General features: G+C 67.0%; 25 protein-coding genes. 13 read left to right on the forward strand and 12 right to left on the reverse strand.

Annotated elements, in window-relative coordinates; translation table 11 throughout:
* Positions 1 to 230: 230 nt before the first annotated feature.
* Complete coding sequence (locus ACYVF7_RS01965) at positions 231 to 1124, forward strand: S1 family peptidase (protein WP_460333890.1); 894 nt, start codon at positions 231 to 233, stop codon at positions 1122 to 1124.
* Positions 1125 to 1184: 60 nt separating this feature from the next.
* Here ACYVF7_RS01965 and ACYVF7_RS01970 read toward each other — a convergent pair whose 3' ends face one another.
* Positions 1185 to 1976, reverse strand: coding sequence for an alpha/beta fold hydrolase (locus tag ACYVF7_RS01970; RefSeq protein ID WP_460333893.1), 792 nt, complete (start codon positions 1974 to 1976; stop codon positions 1185 to 1187).
* A gap of 113 nt (positions 1977 to 2089) precedes the next feature.
* On the opposite strand from ACYVF7_RS01970, the gene ACYVF7_RS01975 reads away from it, so the two are divergent.
* The gene (locus ACYVF7_RS01975) at positions 2090 to 2971 is read left to right on the forward strand and encodes a helix-turn-helix domain-containing protein (RefSeq protein ID WP_460333896.1); all 882 of its coding nucleotides are present in this window, start codon (positions 2090 to 2092) and stop codon (positions 2969 to 2971) included.
* 1 nt (position 2972) lies between these two features.
* On the opposite strand, the gene ACYVF7_RS01980 is transcribed toward ACYVF7_RS01975, so the two are convergent.
* The 5 genes from ACYVF7_RS01980 to ACYVF7_RS02000 all read right to left on the reverse strand — a co-directional run bounded on the left by ACYVF7_RS01980 (position 2973) and on the right by ACYVF7_RS02000 (position 6922).
* Positions 2973 to 3599, reverse strand: coding sequence for a sulfotransferase family protein (locus ACYVF7_RS01980; protein WP_460333899.1), 627 nt, complete (start codon positions 3597 to 3599; stop codon positions 2973 to 2975).
* An 80-nt stretch (positions 3600 to 3679) separates the two neighbouring features.
* Entirely contained in the window at positions 3680 to 4576 is an 897-nt protein-coding gene (locus ACYVF7_RS01985; protein WP_460333902.1) for an SDR family NAD(P)-dependent oxidoreductase, read from the reverse strand.
* The gene (locus tag ACYVF7_RS01990; RefSeq protein WP_460333905.1) at positions 4573 to 5316 is read right to left on the reverse strand and encodes an SDR family oxidoreductase; all 744 of its coding nucleotides are present in this window, start codon (positions 5314 to 5316) and stop codon (positions 4573 to 4575) included. The genes ACYVF7_RS01985 and ACYVF7_RS01990 overlap by 4 nt, the downstream gene beginning before the upstream one ends.
* A gap of 23 nt (positions 5317 to 5339) precedes the next feature.
* A complete protein-coding gene (locus ACYVF7_RS01995) occupies positions 5340 to 5702 on the reverse strand; it encodes a nuclear transport factor 2 family protein (protein ID WP_460333908.1) in 363 nt (120 codons plus the stop codon).
* A 23-nt stretch (positions 5703 to 5725) separates the two neighbouring features.
* Positions 5726 to 6922 carry an MFS transporter gene (locus ACYVF7_RS02000; protein ID WP_460333911.1) on the reverse strand — a complete coding sequence of 399 codons (1197 nt, stop codon included), beginning with the start codon at positions 6920 to 6922 and terminating at the stop codon, positions 5726 to 5728.
* 30 nt (positions 6923 to 6952) lie between these two features.
* Between ACYVF7_RS02000 and ACYVF7_RS02005 the strand changes: the two genes are divergently transcribed.
* Together ACYVF7_RS02005 and ACYVF7_RS02010 are read left to right on the forward strand one after the other, a co-directional pair.
* Positions 6953 to 7237, forward strand: coding sequence for a hypothetical protein (locus tag ACYVF7_RS02005; protein ID WP_460333914.1), 285 nt, complete (start codon positions 6953 to 6955; stop codon positions 7235 to 7237).
* Positions 7234 to 7839, forward strand: a complete 606-nt coding sequence (locus ACYVF7_RS02010) for a response regulator transcription factor (protein ID WP_460333917.1) — start codon at positions 7234 to 7236, stop codon at positions 7837 to 7839. The genes ACYVF7_RS02005 and ACYVF7_RS02010 overlap by 4 nt, the downstream gene beginning before the upstream one ends.
* Here ACYVF7_RS02010 and ACYVF7_RS02015 read toward each other — a convergent pair.
* From ACYVF7_RS02015 to ACYVF7_RS02035, 5 genes are all read right to left on the reverse strand, one after another.
* A complete protein-coding gene (locus tag ACYVF7_RS02015; protein ID WP_460333920.1) occupies positions 7765 to 9765 on the reverse strand; it encodes a sensor histidine kinase in 2001 nt (666 codons plus the stop codon). The two genes, ACYVF7_RS02010 and ACYVF7_RS02015, sit on opposite strands and share 75 nt — an antisense overlap.
* Before the next feature lie 123 nt (positions 9766 to 9888).
* Entirely contained in the window at positions 9889 to 10629 is a 741-nt protein-coding gene (locus ACYVF7_RS02020) for a poly-gamma-glutamate hydrolase family protein (protein ID WP_460333923.1), read from the reverse strand.
* An 81-nt stretch (positions 10630 to 10710) separates the two neighbouring features.
* Positions 10711 to 11337, reverse strand: a complete 627-nt coding sequence (locus ACYVF7_RS02025; protein ID WP_460333926.1) for a sulfotransferase family protein — start codon at positions 11335 to 11337, stop codon at positions 10711 to 10713.
* A gap of 149 nt (positions 11338 to 11486) precedes the next feature.
* Positions 11487 to 11915 carry a DUF6086 family protein gene (locus ACYVF7_RS02030; RefSeq protein ID WP_460333929.1) on the reverse strand — a complete coding sequence of 143 codons (429 nt, stop codon included), beginning with the start codon at positions 11913 to 11915 and terminating at the stop codon, positions 11487 to 11489.
* A 29-nt stretch (positions 11916 to 11944) separates the two neighbouring features.
* Positions 11945 to 12862, reverse strand: a complete 918-nt coding sequence (locus tag ACYVF7_RS02035; RefSeq protein ID WP_460333932.1) for a glycosyltransferase family 2 protein — start codon at positions 12860 to 12862, stop codon at positions 11945 to 11947.
* 399 nt (positions 12863 to 13261) lie between these two features.
* Between ACYVF7_RS02035 and ACYVF7_RS02040 the strand changes: the two genes are divergently transcribed.
* The 5 genes from ACYVF7_RS02040 to ACYVF7_RS02060 all read left to right on the forward strand — a co-directional run bounded on the left by ACYVF7_RS02040 (position 13262) and on the right by ACYVF7_RS02060 (position 18575).
* Positions 13262 to 14140 (forward strand): 2-hydroxyacid dehydrogenase, encoded by an 879-nt coding sequence (locus ACYVF7_RS02040; RefSeq protein WP_460357747.1) that lies wholly within the window; start codon positions 13262 to 13264, stop codon positions 14138 to 14140.
* Positions 14141 to 14902: 762 nt separating this feature from the next.
* Positions 14903 to 15196, forward strand: a complete 294-nt coding sequence (locus tag ACYVF7_RS02045; RefSeq protein WP_460333935.1) for a hypothetical protein — start codon at positions 14903 to 14905, stop codon at positions 15194 to 15196.
* 109 nt (positions 15197 to 15305) lie between these two features.
* Complete coding sequence (locus ACYVF7_RS02050) at positions 15306 to 16295, forward strand: hypothetical protein (RefSeq protein WP_460333938.1); 990 nt, start codon at positions 15306 to 15308, stop codon at positions 16293 to 16295.
* A gap of 158 nt (positions 16296 to 16453) precedes the next feature.
* Positions 16454 to 17272 (forward strand): hypothetical protein, encoded by an 819-nt coding sequence (locus tag ACYVF7_RS02055; protein ID WP_460333941.1) that lies wholly within the window; start codon positions 16454 to 16456, stop codon positions 17270 to 17272.
* 400 nt (positions 17273 to 17672) lie between these two features.
* Positions 17673 to 18575, forward strand: a complete 903-nt coding sequence (locus ACYVF7_RS02060) for a NaeI family type II restriction endonuclease (protein ID WP_460333944.1) — start codon at positions 17673 to 17675, stop codon at positions 18573 to 18575.
* A gap of 57 nt (positions 18576 to 18632) precedes the next feature.
* On the opposite strand, the gene ACYVF7_RS02065 is transcribed toward ACYVF7_RS02060, so the two are convergent.
* Positions 18633 to 19070, reverse strand: coding sequence for a very short patch repair endonuclease (locus ACYVF7_RS02065; RefSeq protein WP_460333946.1), 438 nt, complete (start codon positions 19068 to 19070; stop codon positions 18633 to 18635).
* Between the two features lie 174 nt (positions 19071 to 19244).
* Between ACYVF7_RS02065 and ACYVF7_RS02070 the strand changes: the two genes are divergently transcribed.
* The 4 genes from ACYVF7_RS02070 to ACYVF7_RS02085 all read left to right on the forward strand — a co-directional run bounded on the left by ACYVF7_RS02070 (position 19245) and on the right by ACYVF7_RS02085 (position 26587).
* On the forward strand, positions 19245 to 20504 hold the full coding sequence (locus tag ACYVF7_RS02070) for a DNA cytosine methyltransferase (RefSeq protein ID WP_460333949.1): 1260 nt from the start codon (positions 19245 to 19247) through the stop codon (positions 20502 to 20504).
* A gap of 263 nt (positions 20505 to 20767) precedes the next feature.
* Positions 20768 to 22219, forward strand: a complete 1452-nt coding sequence (locus ACYVF7_RS02075) for a PIN-like domain-containing protein (protein ID WP_460333952.1) — start codon at positions 20768 to 20770, stop codon at positions 22217 to 22219.
* Positions 22220 to 22319: 100 nt separating this feature from the next.
* Positions 22320 to 24842: an ATP-binding protein gene (locus ACYVF7_RS02080; RefSeq protein ID WP_460333955.1), complete on the forward strand. Its 2523-nt coding sequence runs from the start codon at positions 22320 to 22322 to the stop codon at positions 24840 to 24842.
* The gene (locus ACYVF7_RS02085; protein ID WP_460333958.1) at positions 24839 to 26587 is read left to right on the forward strand and encodes a DEAD/DEAH box helicase family protein; all 1749 of its coding nucleotides are present in this window, start codon (positions 24839 to 24841) and stop codon (positions 26585 to 26587) included. Before ACYVF7_RS02080 ends, ACYVF7_RS02085 begins: the two co-directional genes overlap by 4 nt.
* Positions 26588 to 26604: the final 17 nt, after the last annotated feature.

Genomic DNA, 26604 nt, shown 5'->3' on the forward strand with positions numbered 1-26604 from the left:
ATGTCAGGTTACGGGTGATCGTCTGTCACCTGCGCGCGACCGTACGCTGACGGCGCCCGAGGTCTCGGCGCCGTCGCTGAGATGATGATCACATCTGTTTCAAGATCAACTTCCTGTCCGGAGCCGGTACCGTCCGGCGATGACGGCCAATGTCAACTGCGTCCACATACCGCCTGACTTGAGGCTGTGCTCACGACGCAGCGATGAAAAAGGACGGGAGTCAACCCCCCATGACCTCGGCTTCGAACGCCTCCTCCGGCGGCCGACGACGGCTGTTCGCCCGCGTGGTGGCGACGGCAGCGGTCCTCACCGGCGCGCTGACCACCGCCGGCGCCGCACAGGCGGCCGGTGACCCCTCACCCAAGATCGTCGGCGGGCAGCCGGCCGACCAGACGTACTCGTTCATGGTCTCGCTGGAGTATCTGCGCAACGGCAACCCGGACTCCCACCGGTGCGGCGGCGCCCTGATCAAGCCGCAGTGGGTCGTCCTCGCGGCGCACTGCGTGTCCACCGAGGGCTCGGACACCACCCCGTCCCAGCCCATGGACCCGACCATCTTCCACGTCCGGATCGGCTCGAAGGACCGGACCACGGGCGGCACGATCGCGAAGCTCGACAAGATCGTCCTGCACCCCGGCTGGATCTTCTACCCGGACAAGGTCACCGGAAAGGACGTCGCGCTCCTGCACCTGACCGCGCCGGTCACCGAGAAGACGGTGCCGATGGCCACCGTCCTCCCCTCGCCGGGGACCAAGGTCCGGGAGATCGGCTGGGGGTACACCTCCAACAGCGATATCGGTGACCCGAGCAAGCTCCCGACGACCCTCCAGCAGCTGGACACCAAGATCATTCCGGACGACACCACGAAGTGCCACGTCGACGAGAACGGAAGCGACGCGTACGGCATCGCCGTCGGTGACACCTGCGCCGACAACCCGGAGGGTGTCCGTGGCCCGTGCGGCGGCGACTCCGGCTCCCCGCTGCTCTCGCTGATCGACCAGCGCTGGGTCCTCCAGGGCGTCGACAGCCGCGGTGTGAGCGACACCTGCGGTGGAGCCCCGGACATCTACACCGGCATCGGCTACTACCGCGACTGGATCAACAGCGTCATCTCCGAGTCCTGACCGAGCGTCGGGCCGGATGAGGCCGGTCGGTGGCCGTGACACACCGACCGTGCCCTGTCTTCATGCGAGGTCGGCGGCGAAGCCCTCCAAAGCCGCGGCGACGGCCTCCGGCGCCTCCAGCGGCAGCAGGTGCCCGACACGGGGGATCACGTCGAACCGCGCGTGGGGGATCCAGGGCAGCAGATGATCGCGCAGGACCTGAGGCGGCTCGACCTGGTCGCGCTCGCCCGCCAGAACGAGGACGGGCACGTCGATCGCCCCGGCGGCGTCCGTGACGTCCGCCGCGATGCCGTGCAGCGGCCACTCCCGGTACGCGCCGGCGTCGGCCGCCATGCTGTCGCGGACGACGGCCTCCCGTACGGCCGGATCCAGCGGGGTGGCGGTCAGCACCTGGTCGAGCGCCTGCTCGACGGCCCCCGGCGAGTCGTACGCGTGCGCGAGGAACCCCTGAAACTCGGCGGTCACCGTGACCGGCGGCCGCGGCGGCGCGGGAGCCACCAGCACCACCCCGGCCAGTCCGGACGGACGCCGGGCGGCGGCGAGCTGGCTCACCTTGCCTCCCATCGAGTGCCCGACCAGCACGTACCGCTCGAGGCCGAGCCCCTGGGCGACGTCGATGACGTCACCGGCGAGCCGATCGAGACCGTACGGGCCGGGCAGTCGCCGCGACGAGCTCCAGCCGCGCTGGTCGAAGCGGACGACGTCGCGGTCGGCCGGCAGCCGCTCCACCACCGCGTCCCACGTACGGGCGGACCCGCCCCAGTAGTGCACGAGGACCAGCGCCGGCCCGCCCCGCCCTCGCCGGCACACGCCGACCGCCCCGCCCGCCACCGCGATTGTGGTTTCCGTCATCACCATGGTCTCCTCCGCACTGTCGGGCCGCCCGTGCCGACCGGCCCACTTACTGCAAGATCGCAAGGTCGACGCTACGGTCGTCGTGGGAGGGAAACACGGTCGAAAGGCGCGTGACTGCTGTGGAAACCGGTCAGCTCCCCGGGGTGCGGCAGCTCCGTTACTCCCCGGCCCCCGGAGCGGGCTTCGGCGTCGAGGTGCTCGGCTTCGAACGCCTGCGCCAGATGGACCCGGACCGTCGGCGGACCCGCCCACAGCGCCCGGACTTCCACGTCCTGGCCCTCGTACGGTCGGGTACGGGACGGCACACCGCCGACTTCGTCGACCACGCCCTGCAGGAGCGGAGCGTCGTGTGGATCCGGCCCGGCGTCGTCCACCGCTGGACCGACGTCGACGATCTCGACGGCCCGCTGGTGCTGTTCGAGCAGGGCTTCCTGCCCGCCGGTCCCGCGGCCCGGGCGGCGGCGGACGTCTTCGCCCCGGCGTGCTGGCAACTGGACGAGAACGCCTGGGACCTGAGCGTACGAGCGGCGGACCACCTGACGTACGAACACGCCGCGGCCGTGGCCGACCCGCGCCTGGCATCGTCGCCGGTGCTCGCCCACCTGCTCGCGGCGCTCGCCCTGCGGGTGCTCCCGGACCGACCGGGCACCTCCGCCGCGGCCGAGGACGACACGGTCTTCCGCCGCTACCGCGCCGCCGTGGAGAAACACTTCACCCGGCGGCACCACGTCGCCGAGTACGCCCGCGCGCTCGGCTACGGCGTACGGACCCTGACCCGGGCGACCCGCGAAACCGCCGGTGTGGGCGCCAAGCAGTTCCTCGACCAGCGGATCCTGCTGGAGGCCAAGCGCCTCCTCGCCCACACCGACCTGTCCGTCGCGCGCTGCGCCGAACGCCTCGGCTTCGACGACGCCGCGAACTTCAGCACGTTCTTCCAGCGTCAGGAGGGCCTGTCCCCGAGCCGCTGGCGCGCCGCCCGCAGCGGCCGCTGACCTATTCGCCCTCGCGCATCCGGGCGGCGACCCGGGCGGCGAACTCCTGCCGGTCGTTGCTCCGAGGGAACGGCTCGTCGGGGACCGGCACGCCGAGGAAGTCGCACAGCGGCCCCCAGCCCTGCTTCACCTGGAACTCCAGCAGCCGCTCGGCCGGCACCTCCCGCCGTACCGCGTCATTGTGCTCGGTGAAGACGGCCATCGCGTGCTCGGCGTCCTCGAACCGGTCACCGAACGTCCCATCCCACAACAGCCGTCCTATGAACTCCCGCCGCTCCTGGTTCGCCGACGTCACGTACGACCGGGCACGATAGATGCTCTCGTAGGCGCTCTCGTACCAGCTCCGCGGCTCGCGGACGGAGAGGATCACCTTCGCCTCCGGGTAGTGGCCGACGAGCTGCCGCCAGTACGTCACCCCCGGCCAGTCGACCGTCGCCCGGTAGTCCCGGTAGACCATGTCCCAGTCCGCGGTGCCGTCCTCCACCACCCGCGACCACAGGTCCAGCTGCTCCTGATTGTCGATCAGCTCGATCATGTGGTGGCACGGCCCGAACCCGAGCCGTTCCAGTGCGAGCTTCAACGACAGCGTGCCGGTCCGTCCGAACCCGGCCCCGATCACCTCGAGCACGAGCGCGTCCTCTCGTGTGTGGGAAGCCCCCTTCGTGGCAGTCGGGGGCGCCATACAAAACGAACGTTCTTCTCCCGATGCTAACCGGATCCGCCGATATGTTGATCTTTCCGAGAGGTGTCATTCGTCGGCCGGTTCCGGACATCCGGGAAGGGAACGCCGGTGAGCCGTTCGCTGATCTCCAGCAGCCGGGCGCGGGCCACCGGGTCGGAGGCCTGCGGGTGGGCGCGGGCTTCACTCGTTCGGTTGAAGTACACCCCGGTGACGCCGGCGAGCGCGGGGTCGGTGACCAGGCGCGCGGTGTTCGCCACACCCTCCTCGAGGGTGCTCTGCACCGTGAAGAGGTGTGTCACGATCTTGGTGGGCATGTACGACGCGGGGTGCAGCGCGTTGACCGTGACGCCGGTGTCGCGCAGCAGTCGGGCATGGTCCATGGTGAGCATGATCTGCGCCAGCTTGGCCTGGCAGTAGGCCTGCACCCCGTCCCAGTCGTGTTCGAGCAGGACGTCGTCGAAGTCGAGCGGGGCCTGGCCGGCCGAGCTGACGTTGACGACGCGTGCGGGCGCGGACCGGACCAGCAACGGGGTGAGCAGGCAGCTCAGCATGTAGGTGGCCAGGTAGTCGACCTGGAAGGTCAACTCGTGTCCCTCGTCGCTCTCGCGGCGCTTCAGCTCGACCCCCATCCCGGCGTTGTTGACCAGGACGTCGAGCCGGTCGCGGGCCGCAACCCGCTCGGCCAGCGACCGTACCTCGGCGAGCGAGGAGAAGTCGGCCTTCTCAAAGGTGAACCGGTCGCCGTCCCCGCCGCCCGGCTCGGCGCGCAGCTCGGCCAGGAGCGCGGCGCCCTTGGTCTCGTCGCGGCCGTGCAGGATCAGGGTCGCGCCGCGGGCGGCGAGCTCCCGGGCCAGGGCGCGCCCCAGGCCGTCGGTGGCGCCGGTGATGAGGATCGTCTGCTCGTCGAGAGGAGCCGGTGTCATACGACTCCTCCGTTGACGCGGATGTTCTGGCCGGTCACCCAGCTCGCCGCGGGGGAGGCGAGGAAGGCGACGACGTCGGCTATCTCGCCGGGCCTGCCGATGCGGCCCATCGCGGTCATCTTCTCGAGGCTCGCGATGAAGTCGGCCGGACGGGTGCGGAACTCCGGGGTGTCCGTGGGCCCGGGCGACACGACGTTCACCGTGATGCGCCGTTCCCCGATCTCCTTGGAGAAGACCCGGGAGAACTGCTCCAGCGCGCCCTTCGCGCCGTCATACAGGCCGTACCGGGGGAAGAACAGCCCGGTGGTGTGCGAGGAGACGTTGATGACGCGTCCCTCGTTGCGCATGTGCCGCGCGGCGAGTTGCATGGCGAAGAACGGTGCCCGGGCGTTGACCCGGAAACTGCGGTCGAACTCGTCCTCGCTGACCTCCGCCATCGGCTTGAGGACGGGCAGGACGGCGTTGTTCACCAGGATGTCGACGCCGCCGAAGCGCTCGGTGGCGATCCGGTAGAGCATCCCGATCTGTTCGGTGTCGGCGATGTCGGCCGCGACCGCGATCGCCTTGCCGCCCGCCGCCTCGGCGCGCGCGACGACGTCCGCGGCCTTCTCGGCCTGGTCGGGGAGGTGGTCGACGACGACGGAAGCGCCCTCGGCCGCCAGCCGAACGGCGATCGTCGAGCCGAGGCCGGTGGCCGCGCCGGTGATGATGGCGACCTTGCCGTCGAGGGTGGTGCTCATGTGCCGTGCTCCGATTCCAAGGGTCAGACGATGGGATTGCCGCTGGCCGTGGTCTCCGGGACGTCCTCCCGCAGGTCCCAGTGCTCGGCGATCAGCCCGTCGGCGACGCGGAACACGTCGAGCACGGCGACACCGCGGTGACCGGGCTGGGTGGTGAACAGGCTGTGGACGAAGACCAGGTCGCCTTCGGCGGCCGTCCGGCGGATGTCGAAGTGCAGCTCGGGGAGCTGCTCCCGCAGCCCGTCGATGAAGTCGACCAGCGGCTTGCGGCCGTTCGGCAGGTTCGGGTTGTGCTGGATCAGGTCCTCGGCGAGGAACCGCTCGGCCTCCTCGGTGCGGCCCTGGTTCCAGACGAGCTCGATGTAGTCGCGGATCAGCTGTGACATTCCGGTTCTTCTTTCTCTGTGATTCAGTGATGGGCGAGCACGGGGATGTCCGTGTCGCTCTTCGGGCGGGCGCCGCGCCGCACGGACGCGACGTGCGCGGCCACCGCGAGCGCGAGTGGCAGTAGGGCGAGGGCGGACAGCGGCCGGGCGCCGACCTCTGGGAGGAGCCGGCTGCCGAGCAGGCTGCCGATGCTCATGCCGAGGTAGAGGGCGGAGGCGTTCAGGGCGAGCAGGATCCCGCGCTGCTCGGGGAGCAGCTCGACCAGGCGGGCCTGCTGCGGTGCCATGAAGGACGCGCTGAAGAACGCCCAGACCCCGAACACCGCGACGGCGACGACGATCGAACGGGGCGCGACCGTGAGGCCCGCGAAGACGACCGTCAGCCCGATCAGCGGCACGGCGATCGTCCGGGCACCGCCGACGCGTTCGTAGATCCGGGAACTGGCGGCGTTGCCGAGCAGTCCGACGGCGCCGAAGACGAGCAGCACGAGCGAGACCACGGTCTGGCCGGCCCCGAACCTGGCCGTCAAGTACGCGCCGGCCACCCCGTACACGACGAACTGCGCGGCCATGACCAGGAGCGTCGTGGACACGGTCGGCAGCGCACCGGGTGTGCGGAGAACCGCACCGAACACCCGCGCGGTGGGCGCCGGACCCGCCTCGATGGAAGGGAGCAGCCAGGCCAACAGCACCATCGCGACGGCGGTGAGCGCCGCGATCCCGGTGAAGGCCCAGCGCCAGCCGACCGTCCCGCCCGCCGCCGACGCCAGCGGCACACCGAGCACCGTGGCGGCGGTCATCCCGGCGAAGACCGTGGCCAGCGCCCGGGGCCGCTGCTCCTCGGGAACGATCATCGATCCGGCGGCGGACGCGGCCGGACCGAAGATCGCGCCGCCGAGGCCCGCGGCCACCCGGGCGGCGTCGAGCACCGCGAAGCTCGGAGCGGCGGCGCTGCCGAGGTCGCCCACGACCAGCAGGGCCAGCCCGAGGAGCAGCGCCCGGCGCCGGCACATCCGGCCCAACACGATCGCGGCGGCCGGTGCGGCCAACGCGAACACCAGCGCGAAGACGGTGACCAGGGTGCCGACCGTGGCCGGCCGGACGTGCAAGTCGGTGGCGATCGGGGCGCTCAGGCCGATGACCGCCAGCGACGCGGTGCCGAGAGCGAAGTACCCGAGCGACAGGGCGAGCAGTACGGGGGTCGAGGAACGCGTTCGCACGACACCTCTCCTTCCAATACGGTGCGGGGCGTGAGCATGGAGGGGATCGCCGTCCGCAGTGGTGCCTCCGAGCAGGCGATCTACCGCCGGTACGGGAGCGAGGCGCTCCAGGACGAGGACTTCAGCAAGGGCGAGGCGCTCCAGGACGAGGACTTCACGAGGCTGGTCACCGAGGCCCACATCGCCCGGCGGCGCGACGCGGTCCGACGTGCACGATGCTCGCCGACCCGGCAGGTGCGGGGACAGTGCGACCGACACGGGGTTCCTATGCATTTCGCATACCGGTGGATCACCGAGGTGGAGCGCAGCGGATGATCCGAGTACTGATCGCGGAGGACATGCACCTCCTGCGCGAGGCGCTGGTGGAGCTGCTCCGACTGGAAGACGACATCGACGTCGTGGCCGAGGTCGTCGCCGGCACCCAGATCGTGCCCGCGGCCGAGCTGCACCGGCCCGATGTGGCGCTGATCGACATCGACCTGCCCGGGATGGACGGCGTCACGGCGGCCGCCACGCTGCGCGAGCGCCTGCCCGGCTGCCGGGTTCTGATCGTCACCGCGCTGAGCAAACCGGGCGAGCTGCGCCGGGCGCTGGACATAGGGGTTGCCGGGTTCGTCCCCAAAGACATCCGTCCGGCCGAGCTGGTCGAGGCGATCCGCACGGTCGCCGCGGGCGGTCAGGCGGTCGACCCGACGCTGGCGCTGGCCGCGTTGCGCGCCCCGGCGAACCCGCTCACCCAGCGGGAGACCGAGGTGCTGCGCCTCTCTGCGACCGGGGCACAGCCCATGGAGATCGCCGAGCGGCTCTTCCTGACGTACGGGACGGTCCGCAACTACCTGACGTCAGCGGTCGCCAAGCTGGGCGCCCGCAACCGGGTGGACGCCATCCGCATCGCCTCCGAGGCCGGCTGGATCTGAGCGGACGTTGCCTCCGAGGCTGGCCGGATCTGGACGGACGCCATCCGCGTCGCCTCCGGAGCAGGCTGGATCCGGGCGGACGCCATCCGCGTCGCGTCCGAAGCAGGCTGGATCTGAGTGGAACTCGGCCACGACCTCGAACGTCCCACCGGGCCCGCGCTCCGCGGTCAGCCGGCCGCCGGTGCGCTCGGCCAGCCCGGCCAGACCTGATCCCCCGCCCCGGCCGCGCTCCGGCGGCCGTACCCTGTCGTTGACGACCCGCAGCCGTACGACACCGTTTCCGCATACGACGGAGATCACGCACGTACGGGCGTCGCTGTGCCGCAGGACGTTGGTGACGCTCTCGCGGAGCACGGCGGCCAGGGCGGTGTCGAGAGAGTCCGGCAGTCGCCCCGTCTCCACCGTGGCGTCGGCGGCGACGCCCGCAGCCGCCAGCACCTCCAGCGCGGTGTCGATCTCACGGCGCAGCCGAAGCCGGATCCGCCCGTCCGCGATCGAGCCGAGCTCGCCGCGCGCCCTGCCGACGAGCGCGCGGAGTGCCGTCAGCTCGGTCCCGGCCCGGGCCGGCTCGCGCTCCACCAGCCGGAGCACCAACTCACCTCGCAGCGCCACCGCCGACAGGCTGAACCCGAGGACGTCATGCAGGTCGCGGGCGATCCGGACGCGTTCCCTGGCGACCGCCTCCGACGCCAGGTCATGCCTCGCCCGGTCGAGCAGCACCACCAGATCGGCCAGTCGGGTCAGGCTGTAGACCAGCCACGCCAGGATGAGGTGCGAGATGACCCCGGTGACGATGGTCGCGGTGGGCGGCACCGGCGGCGGGGAGAAGTAGACCCACAGGTGCCCGGCCAGCAGCAGCGCGGCGATCGCCCACGAGCGCGGCGGCCGCACGTAGGCCAGGACGGCTCCGGTCGCCAGGCCCCAAACGTCGATGAAGAACCCCAGCCCCAGGTCGAGATAGGAGCCCGGCAGCGCCGCGGGCACGACCGCCAGCACGATCAGGACCAGCCGGGTCCGGGTCGGCCGCCGCAGCTGCGCCATCTGGAGCGCCACCATCCCGTACAGCAGCGGGACGCCCACGAGCATCAGCGCGGGTCGGCCGTTCTCCGCGAAACCCAGTTCGAACAGCACCTTCGTCGCCTGGAGAAGCAGCACGGCGAGCAGGACGCGGCGGGCGAGCAGCGGCGACTCGATCGGTGCCGCCCCGGGCCCGCCCGAGGTGCGGTACTCGCCCGCGGTGGCGCGGATGCGTGCCAGCGTGCCGCGGGCGATGTCGACAGCCTCCCGCAGGCCCGTCCGTACGACCTCGGACTCGTCCCCGACGGAACGCGCCGCCCGCTCCAGCCGCTCCGCGATGGACCGCAGATCGCCGCCCACCACCTCGCGCAGCTCGCCGTCCAGCCGCAGCCGTTCGCGCAGTGTCGCCAGCCGGGCCTGCTCACCGCGGGCGGTGTGCAGGCCGCTCACCATGTCCGCGAACGTGTACAGGCTGAACAGGATGAGCCCGTCGGTGGCGGTGGCGGCCACCCGCGACTGCGTCACCACGAGCGATTCACGCATGAGCAGGCCGCCGACCGCCGTGACGGCCAGGACGAGGACGAACGACGGCCACGCCGCGCGGGCGGGCAGGAGACAGAGGACCGCGACGGCGACCGGCCACGGCAGCCACGCCCAGTCCGCGCCGAGGACGAGGAACGGCGCCGCGTAGCACGCCGCCACGGCCACGAGGAGCGCGTAGGGCTTTGGACCACGCCGGGCCAGCACCGCCATGAGCGCGGGGTACGGAGCCATCGTGAGCAGCAGGTGCGACCAGGGAACGCCCTCAGACCTGCCGCTCATCAGGCGGATGGCGAAGAGCAGACCGAGCGCGGTCCACATCATGCCGCGGGCGAGTCTGGGGGGAAGATCCTCTGGATCCGAGGCCACGCATGCTCCCGAGCCGTACGGGGCGCCTCCGCGCCTTGATCGCAGCCTAATCGCCGCGACCGCCGTCCTCTACGGGTGACCAGGTGGCACGTTGTTCCTGGTGGACGACTGCTTTCCGCAGGATCAGAGGCCGGCCAGTACGGCGTCGACCGCCTTCACGTAGGCGTAGAACGCCTGCGTCCGGTGCGCCGGATTCGCGATCCAGTCCCCGTCCAGCCGCCCGCTCTTGAAGAACGCCTTCCGCTGCGCCGTGCTGATCTCCAGCTGCACGCCCTTCCCACGCTGGTTCCGGTTACAGATGTTCTTCGGATCCTGGCCCTCGATCTTCGACGCCGGCACCGCCGTTTTGAACCCCTTGGCGTTCAGCGCCTTGATGATCTTCTTTACCAGCGCGGTGTCCCGCCCGCCCACGTACGTCACCGCCCGGTCGCCCTTGGCTGCGTGCCAGGACACGGTGTACTTGGAAGCCTTCACGAGCTTCAACGCCCGCGGCTCGTCGAAGTGGGTCGAGGTGATGTGCAGCTTCTGGTTGCCCGACTTCTTGATCCCCATGAACGAGTAGTAGTCGTCGCGACCGGAACTCGCGGCGTAGTCGGCGAGCTGCGTGGTCGGCGGCTCGATCAGCCCACCGTGAATCGCGATCTGCACCACCTTCGCGCCGCGCACCGTACGCTGCACGCGCTTGTAGTCCCGGCCCTCCTTCTCGTGCCGGGCGAGGTCGGCATAGTTCCGGTACGTGTCGGCCGTCACCTGGACCGACCGCGCGACCGGAGCGGCCTTGCCTGCCGCCGGGCTCCCGGTGCCACACGCCGTCAGCGCAAGGAGACCGGCGGTGCTGAGAACGAACTGTGTCTTCTTCTTCACTGCTACCTCACTCCACTGGGGGACGAGGCAGCCAAGCGCAGAAAACGATCTTGAGTCAAGAGGGCCACTGCGAAAGGGGCTTCACCGCCCCTGCCGCTGGGCGACCCGTTCGGCGAACTCCTGCCGGTCGTTGGCACGGGGAAACGGCTCATCGGGTACGGGCACGCCGAGGAAGCCGCACAACGGCCCCCAGCCCTGCTTGACCTGGAACTCCAGCAGCCGCTCGCCCGGGACCTCGCGTCGTACCGCGTCGTTATGCTCGATGAACACCGCCTTCGCGTACGCGGCATCCTCGAACCGCCCACCGAACTCCCCGTCCCACACCACCCGCTGCACGAGGCGCCGCCGGCGCTGGCCGGTCGGATCCGCCGGCCAGATCGACGTGGCGCGGTAAATGCTCTCGCGGGCACTCTCGTACCAGCTCTTCGGGCTGCGGACGGTGAGGATCACCTTGGCCGCGGGATAGCGGTCGACGAGCCGCCGCCAGAACGCCACCCCCGGCCAGTCGACCGTGGCCCGATAGCCGCGATAGACCTCATCCCAGTCCGCGTCGCCGTCCTCGACCGCCCGGGACCACCGATCCAACTGCTCCGGATTGTCGATGAGCTCGAGCATGTGATGGCATGGCCCGAACCCGAGCCTCTCCAGCGCGAGCTTCAACGACAGTGTCCCGGTCCGCCCGAACCCGGCCCCGATCACCTCGAGCACGACGCCCTCCCCCGAGAACCCGCCCCAGCGACCGACCACACCCTCATCGAGGCATGCCCCACCCGAACCCCACCGAACCAGGGCAAACGCCATCCGCGCCGGCCGTCATGGGCGAGGGCGTGCCCCGGGGAGGCCCCGGGTCGGCGGCGTCAGCGCGGCATCGCCTGAGCGTGCTGATCGACAAGAGTCGCCCAGCGCTCGGTGCTCAGTACCTGGCTGCTCGGGGACCATCCGGCGTACGGTCCCACCTGGACGTCCCTCAGGCCCTCGTCTCTCGCGTCAGATACGGAAAGCGTCGCGCCGCCACGTTGGACGAGCACCAGAGCCGTCGCGATGAAACCGTCCATGAGCGAATGAAGGATCGGATGGTCGGATCGTTCGTAGCGCCGGATCAGCGCGCTCACGAACCCCGTGAACGCCGCCAAGTCGATCTCGCACTCATCGTTCACCATGGGGCCGAGCCCCGTCGGCAGCCCTGCCTCAGGCGCGAGTGCCTCCGCCGTCCGCACGAAGAGCCGAGCGACTCCGCTCGACGGATTCCACAGAACGCGATCGTCGACCTGGAGATACTGGCTCATCGAGGGCGTGGAGGGCGTGGAGGGCGTGCTCAGATGACGGGCGGCCGGCCAAGCGAGGTCATCCGCCAGACGGTACGCCACGACATGGGCCGCCGTGGCCCGCACGGCGTACGGACACCTTCGGTGAAACCGCCGACCCAGGCACGCAGGCCGGCCAGCGGCGGTCGGCGCAGCACCGTCACCAGCAGCCACACGCCCAGATAGACCGGGACCAGTACGGCGGGCAGGTGGCGGCGGGCCAGCCAGACCCGGTTCCGGGCGATCATCCGGTAGTACATCGCGTGCCGCGTCGGGCTGGTGCGAGGGTGCTGCAACAGCAGGTCAGGGCGGTAGTCGATCCGCCAGCCCGCATCCAGAGCGCGCCAGGCGACGTCGGTCTCCTCATGCGCGTAGAAGAACTCCTCCGGCCAGTCACCGGTCTGCTCGACAACGGCCATCCGGATGGCGTTCCCGCCGCCCAGGAACGTGGTGACCGGACCACCGCGGAGCGGATCCCGCGCACCCAGCCGAGGCACGTGACGGCGCTGCGTGGCGCCGGACTCATCGGCGATCCGGAAGCTCACGATGCCCAACTCGGGATCTTCGGCGAACGCCTCCCGTACCCTCTGGGCCGTTGTCGGCTCGGGAAGCAGGCCATCATCATCGAGGTACATCACCACATCGACGTCGCCGTGCTCCCGAAGCGTCGTCAGCGCGACGTTCCGGCCTCCGGAGATCCCGAGGTTCTTCTCGACCTCGACGCCCTGCACTCCGGGCGGAAGCGGCGGCAACGACACCCCATTGCCCACCACCACGATCCGCGGGACGGCCCCGTCCTGGCTCAGAACCGACTCCAGCAATGCGGACAGCTCCGCGGGCCGGTCGCCCATCGTCAAGATCACGACACCGAGCCGCAGCCCCGCGTCGGCGACATCAGCAGATGACGCCTGAACCTCGGCCAACAGCATGACGGCTCCCCGCATCAAGTGGAACAAAAGGTGACGTGGCGATGAACGCTATGGGACTGAATCGTAACGACAAGCGCGTGACCTCGTGCGGAAGACGAGCCACAGACACCCGCCAGCAAGCCGTGGGACAGCCCTACTCAGGGAAGCCGACGCACCGCGCGGCCGGCCGTCCAGCGCGCTGATCAACTCCTTCGGCTGCCCAGGGCGGGTTCGCCGGGACCCACGTCGTAGGCTGGCTGAACGAGCCACCGGCGGGAAGGAGGCGGCATCCCTGGTGATGGCCGTGTCGCGCACCGCCGCAGCACTGATCCCCCTGGTCCGCGCCACGCCCGCCTGGGAGGTGACCGCGTGAGCGTCCCACCCGACACGCTCGTACCCTGGCCGCACGTCGCCGACCTGATGGGCGGCTGGCCGGACTCCCTCACCGTCGAGATCTACGACGGTACGGGCCCGGCCCCGGCGGATGTGTCCGAGGTGCGGTTCTACGTCCTGCCGTACGCGAAGGGGCCCGCGACGTTCGAACCGCTGAGCCGGATGCCGAAACTGGAGGCCGTACAGAGCCTCAGCGCCGGCGTCGACAACCTGCTCCCACACGTGCCACCGGGCGTCACCTTGTGCAACGGCCGAGGCCTGCACGACGCGAGCGTCGCCGAACACGTCCTCGGCCTGATCCTCGCCGCGCAGCGCGAACTGCCCCGCTGGTTCCGCGACCAGGACAAGGAACGCTGGCAGCCACACTTCACCCGCTCGCTCGCCGGCTCACGAGTGCTCCTCCTCGGCTACGGCTCGATCGCCGCCGCCATCGAGGCCCGGCTGCTGCCCTTCGAAACGGAGATACGCCGGGTCGCCAGCCGCGCCCGCCCGGCCGAGTCGGTGCACGGGGTGGATGACCTACCGGACCTACTCCCGCACGCGGACATCGTCGTGTCGACCCTTCCGCTGACCGCCGAGACCACCGGCCTCCTCGACGCCCGCCTACTCGCCGTCCTACCCGACGACGCGCTTGTCGTGAACGTCGGCCGCGGCGGCACCATCGACACCGCCGCCCTGCTGACCGAGACGAGGTCAGGACGGCTGCGCGCCGCCCTCGACGTCATGGACCCCGAACCGCCCCCGGCCGGGCATCCCCTGTGGTCGACACCGAACATGCTGATCACCCCGCATGTGGGCGGCGGCTCCGCGACGTTCTATCCGCGTGCCGAACGCCTGATCGCCGAGCAGTTGCGAAGGTTCGCCGCCGGAGAGCCACTCCTCAACCAGGTCCTTCGGCCGACCTGACCGCGGGTGCCATGGGGACCTTTTGGTCCCCGGTCCTCGTGCTCTCTGCCATGATCAGGGCCCGTCTGGAATCCATCGAGAGGGCTGCGACCTTGTCGGCATCCGCTGAGTCCCTGATCGCTGACATTCCCGCGTTCGCACCCTACGCCCGCCCGGCCACTCTGCTGAGGCCGACGGAGAGTACGCCCGGTGTCCGGGACAGCTCCGTCGGCGGGCCACTGCTGTGGCCGGAGGACGAGCCGTGGCCGGTATGCCATGCGCCCCATCTGATGGAGGTGCGCGAGAAGCTGTCGGACGAGGAGCGCGAAACCTGGCAGCGGATCGACCGTGACATGAAGGAACGGCGCCGCCAGAATCCGGGCCGGGCGTACGAGGTCACGTCCGAGGAGGCCCGCATCCAAGACCAGATCATGGCGGGCGCGTCGTCGCTCGACATGACCACGTGGGAGAGGTCCCGCTGGGTGCAGGACACTTCGGGCCCGGGCGTGCCGATGGTGCCCGTTGTCCAGCTGTACTCCCGCGACGTACCGGGAGACCACTGGCCGGCCGGGATGGACGTTCTGCAGGTGCTGTGGTGCCCGAACGACCACGACGAACTGCCGGACCAGTCGTACTACTTCGGCCCCAACGTCGAACTGAGGTATCGCTCATCGTCCACGGTGGAGACGGTGCTGAACCCTCCCCGGCCGGAACAAACCGACGAGAACTACCTCCCTGAACCTTGTGCCGTCGCCCCGGTGGAGATCGTCGATCTGCCCGGCCGTGGACGAGCTACCCGAAGATCGCTACGACGAGGGCTGCCGCTGGGCGGACGCGCGCGGTATCGAGTTCGACTGCGGCTTGGCCTGCCGCCCCGGCTGGAAAGTCGGAGGCTGGCCCAGCTGGCACCTCACCGACCTCATCCCCATCGACTGCTCCTGCGGCGCGCGCATGCGGTTGTTCCTGACCATGGACAGCGGCGACGACCCGGACATCGTCGTCGGCCGCTTCGGCGAACTCCGCATCTTCACCTGCCCGACGGATCCTTCGCACCCGATCAGGCTCAACATCCAGTAGCGGCTCTGTGGAGGAAACCGTGAGTTCCGCCCGATCGAGTGCGTACGGGATGGCCGCGCCCGCGTAATCCCGTGGCGTGGGCGTGTGCTGCGCGCCAGGATGAAGCGCCATGGGGCAGCGCGCGAACTTCATCCTGGTCGACGACACCGGCTGGCGGCTGTACTACGACCACTGGGCCGCCAACCGGGTCTGCTCCGTTCTGGTCGCCGGACCTGCGGCGGCCACCCGGTTCATCACCGCCCAGCGCCTGTGCGCCCAAGATGAATGGCTCGACGACGTCTGGGCCGAAGGCGGCGCCGTCGTCGACCATCCCGGCCGCCGGCTCGTCTTCTTCGGCGATGAACTGATGACGGACCTGTCCGCCAAACGCGCCTTCATGCGGTTGCTCACGCTCACCTGGCCGGGCTGGGACGTCCGCTGGGCGTACGACGGCTTGGGCGACCTCGCCGCCCAGGTCGGTGTTGACCGCTCTGTCGTCCGAGTCTCCGATGACCGGATCATGCCGGACGACCTGCAACCGAACCCCTCGGAAGACTGGCCGCCGCACCTGGTGACCGTACGGGACGAGGCCGACCGGCTGACCGCGTACCCGTTCGACTGGGCGGACGACCACAGCGCCTGGCAGGGCCCCGGCCTGCTGGACCGGCTTCCCGCAGGTGGTCTCGCGCAGGTGAACCTGCCCGTCATCCCGGAAAGCGGACTGCACGTCGACGTCCGCTCTCGTACGGCCGGGGCATGGTCGATCGAAGCCGTCCCCGGCCTGCTACCCGCGCTGCCAGATCTGTGGCCCGGCTGGCAGGTGGAGTTCTGGGAGGACCGCTACGAGGAGCAGGCCCGCCGCTGCGGCAACGCGGTCACCTTCCCGCCCGTCAAGCCCACCGCCACTCTGGACGGACTCCTGACCTCGATCGCGCACCGCTTCGACAAGGACCCGGTGCCCGGCATGATCGAACTGGCGTTCAGCCCCGACCCCACCACCGGTGAGACGCCGGACGTGATCCTCAACCCGCTCTTCACCGCCCACACCCAGGACGACCCGACCCCCGAGGAGTGGTCCGCGGTCCTCCACGCCGCCGCCTCCCTGCGGACGGCGTCCTGAGGATGCCCGCTCTGCGGCGTACTTCAGGGTGAGCGCCTCGCCGAAGTGATCCCGCTGTAGGACGAGTGCTGATCGTCCGGCAAACCGGATGCGCACATCGAGTGGGTTTCGGCCCGCCCAGTAAGCTCTCCGGACCGACGGGGAAGAGGAGGATCTCGATGGGCCTCAAGGACCGCGCAGGCGACGTCAGGCGTACCGCGTCGGCGGCGTTCGACACCGGGGCGAACGCGGTCCGTGCCACCGGACGCGGCGCGGCCGAGGTCGGCGGCACCGCCGCCGCGGCAGCCCGGGACGCCGACGACTGGGTGATGGAACAGCTCGCGTCCGTCCCGCTGCCGGTCCTTCCCCTGACGGAAGAGTGGCGTCTGTCGATCGGCGGGATGATCACACGGCATCCGAAGGCACCCGAGCTGATCGGCAAGCTGCTGTCTCCGCTGGACAGGTTCGGCGCGATCGCGGTGGGGCCGAAGGAGATCGGCTTCGACGGCGACGAAGTCGAGTGGGAGCGCGTCATAGAGGTACGCACCCGCACGGCGACCGAGCTCGCCTCCGGCGCCGTCTGGGACTTCGCGATCGACGACCTCCGCAACCGGCTCCCACCGGCGCCCGGACGCAAGTGGGCCGTCACCAAGGTGCTGCAGATCGTGATGGCCATGGCCGTGGACCTGGAAGACCGGATCGAGGAGGCTCCAGAGGGCGAGCTGCCGGGCCGGGTGGCCTGCGAGATCGTCTACCGGGGCCGGATCCGCAAGGAGAAGACCGCAGCCGCCGGCCTGTTCTCGAGCCTCGCACTGTGCTCAATGCCGCAGGTCGGCGAGGCGCTCGTGCTCAGCGCCGCCGAGCGCGGCATCCCCGTCGTGCACGCCGAGCCCCACAAGACCCTGTCGGTCAACGAGCGCGTGGCCACGATGCGCAAGCGCAGGGCCGCCCTCGCCGCCCGCGCCGGCGAACTAGAAGCCGTCTCCGACGAGGAGTAGCACCCTCCCGCAGTGACGTCACGCGACCGGGACGGCGCCGACCGGAGAGTACTGGCCGACGATTTCGCCGGGGGCGGCCTAGTATCCGATCTGCTCGGGTCAGCGCGTTCGAATCCAGGGGGCGGGCGTTCGCGGCTGCCAGCGCCTGGTCCTCGACGTCGCCGGTGCCGGGAGGCTGTGCGGCGATCCAGGCCAGGACGTGGCCGCGCCAGCGTGCGGAGAACGCGTGGGCTGACTTGGTGGTCGGCCGGATCGCACACGCCGGTACATCTGGCGTTGCATCGAACAGGCAATTTGGGCATTTCATCATAAGTTTCGCTAGCCTGCCCCCGTGTCAGCGTCAGCGGATCAACCCACGCTTTTCGCCCTCGAGACACCCGACGACCCTCAGCTGCGCTCGGTGGCAGCGTTCTTCAACGAGGAGGATCCGGAGGGGGTGCGGACTGCTCGCGTGCTACGTCGCACATACGACATGCTGCTAGACGGTCAGCACACAGGCCGCTACAAGTGGAGCCAGCTCCACAAGACAGAGAAGACTCACTTCGGCACTCTCGTCGAGATCAATCTCCAGCGAGAGTTTGGTTTTGAGGACGGCGTCAGCATGGATTTCGCGATCCAGGGCATAGACGTGGACTGCAAGTTTTCCCAGAAACTGGGGGACTGGATGATCCCGCCCGAAGCGGCAGGACATCTCCTTCTTGGTCTCTGGGCCAGTGATCAGGAGGGCAAGTGGTCAGCCGGTTTGATCCGTGCTCGCGAGGACGTTCTCTCTGCTTCTCAGGGCAACCGAGACCGCAAGCGGTGGCTGTCCAAGGCTGGGAAGCAGGCCGTCCACTGGATCTACTGGAACCAGCCACTGCCTGAGAATGCTTTGCTGCACATCCCACCGCAGCATGTCGATAAGATTTTCAGCTACTCAAGCGGCAGCAAGCGTGTGGACACACTCTTCCGGCTTGCTCAGGGACGGCCAATCAGCCGGAACGTCGTGGCAACCGTCGCCCAGCAAGACGACTACATGAAGCGTATTCGGGGCAACGGTGGCTCACGCAGCAACCTCCGACCCGGAGGTATCGTGATCTTCGGCCAGTACACCAGCCATCGAAGGATCGCTGAGGCTCTTGGGCTGCCAGTGCCGGGCGCAGGCGAGTCGGTTAGTGCGCGGCTTGCCCGTCGGGCGTCACAGCATGGCGATGCCCCGTTTGCGCTGCTTGAAGGTCAGCAGTGGGTCGTTGCGTTGCCTTCTGATCCCGTTGAGCCAGCTCCGCAGTTGCCGGATACCCGACGTAAGGACACAGGAGGGTAGTCACTCTTAGCTCCCGCCCGGGCCGCAAGGGGGAGCGGACACCCCCTACTTGTTTCGTCAGTGCTCGGCTGTACCTTCGAACCTGCGTTCGGCAGAGGCTGGTCCTACTGCCTGTATGACGGCATCGACAGCAGCAGGGAGGGGCTCGTGTTCCCACAGGCGTACCACACACCAGCCTGCTGCTTCCAGGGCAGCGTTTGCTGCCCGGTCTCGCTCCATGTTCCGGCGAAGCTTGGGCGTCCAGTACCACTCGTTGGTGGTTGGCTCCCTGCCGTGCTCGGGACAGACATGCCAGAAGCAGCCGTCAACGAAGACGGCCACCTTGCGTGCCGTGAAGACGATGTCCGGCCGCACGCGGACCCCGCCAGGAAGATCAAGCCGGAGATCCTTGCGGTAACGATAGCCGAGAGCATGCAGTGCACTACGCAGCGCTACCTCGGGCTTGGTGTTGGAGCGCCGGTTAGCGCGCATGTTGCGCGACCGTCCCTCGTTCATCGGACGCGGGTACAGGCCCTTTGCCCAAGCCTGCTCGCGAGCGTCGCTGCCAGGTGCGTCAGACACGATCTCGCCGGGTTCTGCTCTCGATTCGCCAGTCGGGGGCATACATGAGAGAAGATACTGCTCATGACTGCTTCCCCGCTGGACACTCAGGCACCACAGGAGGACTCTGTGGCGAAGCAGCTTAGGGTCATTGAGATCTGCGCTGGTGCAGGGGGGCAGTCACTCGGCCTTGAGCTTGCGAAGTTTGAGCACGAGCTCGTGGTGGAGCTCGACGCCAACGCGTGCAACACCTTGCGTCTGAATCGCCCCCGGTGGAAGGTGGCCGAGGGCGACGTCGCCGCCCCTGACGTCTGGACTCCAGCTGCCTACCGCGGAATCGACCTGCTCGCCGGCGGGGTTCCGTGCCCTCCCTTCACTATCGCTGGCAAGCAACTTGGGGCGACGGACGAGCGTGATCTTTTCGCGTGGGCGGTCCAGCAATGCCGTGTGATGAAGCCGCGTGCACTTCTGCTTGAAAACGTGCGCGGACTGAGCATGAACCGCTTCACGGCCTATCGCCAGGCTGTATTGGATGAGCTCCACGACATGGGCTACATTGCGGATTGGAAGCTCATTCAAGCCTCGCACTTCGGGGTTTCGCAGCTCCGTCCACGCTTCGTTCTTGTAGCCATGCGGCCCGAAGAATTCTCGCGCTTTGACTGGCCGGATCCCCTCCCTACTGAACCTCCTACTGTGGGCGAGCTTCTGCATGACCTGATGGCTGCAAACGGATGGCGGGGCGCCGACGCATGGCGCGAGAAAGCTAATAAGATCGCCCCCACCATCGTCGGTGGCTCAAAGAAGCACGGCGGTGCCGACCTCGGGCCAACACGCGCCAAAGCGGCCTGGGCGGAAATGGGCGTTGATGGCTGGGGGATCGCAAACGATGCACCAGGCCCGGACGATCCCATCGACCTGGTGCCCAAGCTTACCTGGCCGATGGTAGCCCGCATTCAGGGCTGGGACGACGACCGATATAAGTGGGAGTTCTCCGGCCGAAAGACGTCTATATATCGGCAGATCGGGAACGCGTTTCCACCCCCTATTGCTGAGGCGATCGGTACGGCAATTCGCAAAGCGTTGACCCACGAAACCAAGGCCAAGACGCTCATCGAAGAGGTCAGGCCGGTCCATGATCCGGTCTACCAAGTTCTTCGTAAATCAACTCGTTACATGGGTGTCGACGAGATTTCCCGGGCTCTACCTCACCCGCTCGACCAGCATACGCTGGAGCGGCATATCAATCACCTAAAACGCGATTTCGAGATTAAAGAAAAGGTGCGCGGAAGTAGCACCGTTTACCGTCTGGGCGAATTCAAGGCTTTTACAGGCCAGGAAGTGCACCCGCGCCACGAGGCATTCCAGATGCAACTCCCTACGATCAGCTAGTTGTTGCACTGAAAGTAGGATCTGCCGGTCCTGGCTGCCGCAAGCTGCCGACGTAGGTGGTTAGCGGTCCTCCATCGGTGCGACAGCGAGCTATCCAAGTCCGACGACGCGAGATTCGGTCTGACACTCTTATGCCCAAAGGAGTGTCCCTTACCGCGGAGATCTTGATCGGCGGATCAACAGGCGGCTGAACCCCGTAAGCTCTTGACCGCAGGGGGTCATGGCGAGAAGCTTCTCCCCGGACGTGAGCAAGGGGGCTTCGCGTGACCAATGGGTCGACCAGTCCAACACCGCCGCTACTGCACCAGTATCGAGCCTGGATCGAGCCAGATAGCGGGCGGGCCGGGGACGGCCGGCGAGCCTTCTTTACTAACGCGCTGATCGTTCTCGACACGAACGTGCTGCTCGACCTTTACCGGTACACACCAGAGGCCCGAAATCAGATCCTTGACGCACTGCGGCTGGTCGCACCGCGGCTCTGGCTTCCATATCAGGTCGGTCTAGAGTTCGTCAGAAATAGGCGAGGTGTCATCGCTGATCGTACCGACAAGCTCCGGCGAGCCAAGACACAACTCGACCGACTTCTCCATGAAGCATGGAAGGACGTTCAGGGGGCGCTGGACGGGGTGAAGTCTCTGCTCGATACGTTCGCCGCCGACGAAGCAGGCCAGGCGGAGTTGGATGAACTGATTAACCAGGCGAACTTTAAAGAGCTCATCGAGCCGTGGCGACAAACGCTCTGTGCGCGCATCGACAAGCTAAGAGATTCCCAGGACATCGGGCTTAACGATATCAGTGGCGGCTCGGATCCGGTCCTCCCCGAGGTCACGGTACTGTACGGCGACAGGATTGGGCTCGCGCCGAGCCCTGCCGAACTGCGGAAGCATATCGAGCAGGCTGTCGAATACCGATACCCGAACAAGATCCCGCCCGGATTTCTTGACGCCAGTAAGCCGACTGCACTTCAGGCAGCGGGTGACTATCTGCTCTGGGAAGAGATGATCACGCATGTTCGGGATACAGCCATATGGGAGCGTGCCTTGTTCGTTTCTGGCGATATTAAGGCTGACTGGTACGAATCCCCCGGGTCTGGCTCGGACTCGCGGCGACCATGGCCGTCCCTCATCAATGAGTTTCGCAGCCGTACAAACGCCGACCTGCTCATTGTGGAGACCAAGGCGTTCTTCGAGGGGATTACTGAGTTCCTTGACGCCAAGATAACTTCCAGCACCGTAGAAGAGATCAGCCGTACGGCAGAGGCCCGCGAAAAAACTGACGATAAGTTCGAAGAAGCCGTCACGGCCGAGGAGGCGGCGGCCCTCTCTCTCCCCGAGGGACTACCGTTGACGGCCTATCGAGCGGCTCGCCTATCAAGTGCAGCGATCAGAGCTGCTGTCACGGGTACCAGCCACCGCCTGTTCCAATGGTGGCTGGTGGGAGTAACCCTAGAACTGGGCCTGCGTGAACAGGAGCTCGGCGAACCTGCGGTAGACCTTCTGGCTGTCGCCACGGGCGAGTTGCCGCCTTCACCGGACTGGATCCAGGGGACAATTCTGCGCCGAGGGGAATTCCCGGCGCCCAGCTCGACCTGGATTGCGCCATGGATGGCACAGATTATCGAAGCGTCGCCGAGGGCGGACCGCGCATCCCTGCTGCGACTTGCGCAGCGGCAGCTTGCGCAACGCGCGGATGCAGATTCTGAAGTCAGCACATGAACCGTTTGATAAAGGCTCATTTCTGAGGAAATGAGATCGACAATAGGGTCAAATATCTCTCTGCCCCAGGATGTCCACATCGAGATCGAGGACCTTCCCCATGACCCACAAGCTACTTGACATCACGCCCACGCCGGAGGTGCTGGTCGCGCTGACGCGCACGCCGATCACCCCACTAGATGCGTTGAGTGAGCTGATCGACAACGCGATCGACTCGTTCCGGGCGGCCGAGATCGCGGGGAATCCCTCACCCGTTCGCCATGTGGTCATCGAGGTCCCCGGATTGAGTAAGGTAGATCGTGGCGAGGGAGTTGTCCGCGTACGTGATACCGGACCTGGCCTGAGCGAGCAGCACATCGCGAACGCCATGCGCGCTGGATACACCTCGAAGAATCACTTTGACAATCTGGGTCTGTTCGGCATGGGCTTCAACATTGCTACCGGGAAGCTCGGTAGGGTCACCCAGGTCATCTCCGCAAGGGCCGAAGATTCCCATGCCATCAGCGTGACACTCGACCTGCCGGAGCTGGTTCGGCGCGGGACATTTGAAGTTACAGCCGAGGCGATCGAGAGACCGCCAGGTCTGGAACACGGCACGATCGTAGAGATCCGTGACTGGTGGCCCAACGGCGACGCCAACCATGGCTTCATTCGCGAGGTTAGCCGTATACCTAAGGCGACACTACGCGACCGGATCGGCCGCCGGTATGCGACGATCCTCCGCGGTAACGCCGAGCAGGACATCCGTATTACGCTCAACGGGGAGCAGTGCCGGGGCTTTGAACACTGCGCGTGGTCTGAGAAACGCTTCGTAGAACGACCTGGGCACGGCAGGATACCGGCGCTGTTCCGTATTGACGAGGAACTTGGTCGCTCCCGGCGGTGCTTGTACGACGGTGTCGATTTCCGAGGCGCGGAGGTGTGCCCGCGCTGCAGCCGCACCGAGAGCCGTGAGATTCCGCAGCGGATACATGGCTGGGTCGGTATCCAGCGGTACGACGACAAGGACGATTTCGGAATCGACCTGATCCGTAACGGCCGCGCCATCCGGACTGACGAGAAGGAAGCGTTCTTCGTACACGAAGATCCGGTCACGGGAAAAAGCGAGCGGGAATATCCGATCGACCAGCAGTACGGCCGCATCATCGGCGAAATCCACCTCGACCACGTACCGGTCGATTTCCAGAAGCAGAACTTCCAAATAGCGACCGAGGAATGGAAGAGCGCCATCGACCTTTTGCGTGGTGGCTCACTGCTGCCTAGCAAGTGGCAGGATGGCGAACCCAACAAATCTCCGATCTCCATGCTGTTCCAGGGGTATCGTAAAGTCCGCAACTTCGGCCGTGCAGACATGTACATGGGCCAGTTCAACACGGCAAAGCGGAAAGCTGAGCGGATCTCGCGGGACGTGGAGAAGGACTTCTACGAGCGGTTCCGGAACCGACGAGAGGGCTACTATGACGACGCCCGATGGTGGGAACTCGTCGAGACAGCGAATGAGCCGCCTATCGAGGAACTCCCTGAATGCCCGGAATGCATGTTCCAGAACGTCAAGGATGCTGAAGCCTGCGCTGGCTGCGGCGAGGTTCTCATCGGTAGGTCTTGCCTGAACTCCGAGTGCCGCCGGAAGATCCTCAGGTCAGCGGCTATCTGTCCGCATTGCGGGACTGATCAGAATCCCGAGGTCCGCTTTCCCTGGCGCTGTGCGGTCTGTCAGGCCGATAACAAGCCGGGCGAGGACCGCTGCGGCACCTGCGGCAGCCCTGAAGGCGCTCCCCACCCGGCCAATCCTGAGATCCTCCGGGAAAGATCCGAGATCCTGCCCGACCTCGGAGCGTCATCACTCGTTCTCGCGCTCGGTAACGGCAAGCAAACTGGCCCGCTCGACGTCGTAGTGCACGCTGTCTATCAGCCTATTGCCGCGATGTACGGCCGTCCGCCTGTTCCTCTCGTTACGGAGATCAAGCCGGGCATGCTTAATGTGTTCGTGGACCTGAAGCATCCGGTCTTCGCCAGCAGTGGCCTGCGACCGGAATACCTGATCGCGTCAGAAGCCGCCCAGTATCTCTACCAGCTGCACCCCGAGATGCACGGCAAGCCCGGCCACACGGTCGCTGTTCTCACCACCGAACTGCTCATTCAAGGCTGGGGTGACGCTGTCACCGATAATCCAGACATTGTTCGGGAGGACATCAGGCAACTGTTCAGTGACATCATCGAGCGGATCCTCGATGCTCCCAATGCCAGCGACTTCTACGACGAGTTGCCCGAGGCAGACCAGCTCGCCATGGCCAAGGAGATGATCAGCGCTGGCGTCGACCTGGCCGAGCTCGGCAGGCTGAAGAGTGGTGGCTACCTGAAGTACTGCTCCCGTGACGCCATCGCCGACTTCTTCGGCAAGTATCCCGTGTCCTGGTTCGACGGCCGGGTCTGGAGTGACCCGTGGCCGAGCGAAGCGCAGCTTGGAATGGTCGTCGCCGGCAAGCTCCAGGATGATCTTCAGCTCAAGTACCTGCGCTGTCTTCAAGACTGCGCCTCGTATCTTCGGTATGAGCAGCCGGAGCAGCTTTTGGTGGTACGCGCACGCGCCGCCGTGGAATTTCTGTCCAACAAGCTGTCATGACGCAGCGGTTTGTCACTGACCTGCTCATCGCGGATACCGGGTGGCAAGGGTTCGAGCGGGTAATCGAACGGCTCCTGCTGGCCCGTGGCTACGAGGCTGTTCAGCGCGTCGGCGCCTCTGGCGACGGCGGTGCTGACGTCATCGCGACGCTCAACGGCCGACGTTGGCTTTTCCAGGTGAAACGATGGCGCACGCCTGTTGGTCCGAGCGCGGTCGTAGAGACACTGGCCGCATGCCGGCGGTATGACGCAGACATTCCCGTCTTGGTCGGGCTTAACGGCTTCGAATCATCGGTACACGTACAGCGCGGGCAGCTTGCTGCTAGGGGGATTCCCCTGCAGCTCTGGGACCGGCGCACCCTCCTTAAACAGGCCGACCTGATCCCCCTCGCAGCCCTAGCGGAGCGGATGCCCGACAAATATGAGCTCAGGTCATATCAGGAACAGTCCGTCGACCGGATTATGGGAGAACACCTTGCTGGAGCCCGCAGCGCTCTGGTTGTCTTGGCCACTGGCCTAGGGAAGACTTTCGTCGCTGCGGACTTCTATCGACGGTATGCAAAACTCCGCGCTCGCTCGAAGACCCTCGTCCTAGCCCACCGCAACGAACTCGTCTACCAGCTCGAACGGTCATTCTGGCCCATGCTCTCTGCAACCACTGCGACTGGCGTGTGGAATGGCTACGAGCGACCAAGCACGGACACTCTGGCGGACCTAGACATAATCTTCGCCTGCGTCGACAGCGTAGCGAGTGCCGCCAACTCTGGCCGCGAACTTCCCGACTTCAATCTCGTGATCGTAGATGAATGTCACCATCTCGGCACCAGGGCATATGACACCGTGCTAAACGAACTGTCGGCCGGGGACGGTGGCGCATTCCTTGTAGGCATGACAGCAACGCCGTGGCGACCAGATGGAAAGGCATTGCATCAGTGGTTCGACTTTCCTGTCGTCGACATCGATCTCGTACGCGGACTGCGTGAGGGATACCTGTCCAACGTGGACTACCGGATGTACACGGACAACATTAACTGGGAGGCGCTAGTCCAAGGCCTTTCCGGGGAATCTCCCGCCCTCTCGCCGCGAGGAATCAATCGTACCCTATTTATTGAAGAGTGGGACGACGCTGTGGTCCTGCGCCTCTCGGAAGCGTGGCGTGAACAGCCCAATCCACGCGGAATTGTGTTTTGTGGCACAATCGACCATGCCGAGCGGATGGCGGCCCGGATCAATGCTCTCGGCTTCACGCGGGCCGAAGTCATCGCCTCGAAGACTGGCGACGGAAAGGTTCTCGACATCCCCACCCGCAGCCGTATCCTCTGGGACTTCGCGGATGGGAAGACCGGGATCTTGTGTGCCGTGGACATCCTCAATGAGGGCGTCGATGTGCCCGACGTCAACATCGTCGTCTTCCAGCGTGTCACCCACAGTCGTCGCATCTTCGTCCAACAACTCGGTCGGGGGCTGCGGCTCGCCCCCGGCAAGGATCGCGTCGTGGTGCTTGACTTCGTATCGGACATCCGCCGCTTCGCGGTTGGCCTCGACCTCCAAGACCAACTCGGGCGTAATGATTCCCTCAACCCGCGAGTCCGCCTCGGCAGCAAGGTCACCTTCATGCGCGCCGAATCTCCGGACCAACCCGCCGCCGACTTCCTGCGGGAATGGTTGGGTGACGTGGCAGCAGTCCAGGATGCAGGGGAGGATGCCCATATTCTCCGCTATCCTCCTGAAGTGTCTATAGGCTGATCGCTAGAGAGGAGCGG

It is taken from the genome of Actinoallomurus acanthiterrae (assembly GCF_054775715.1).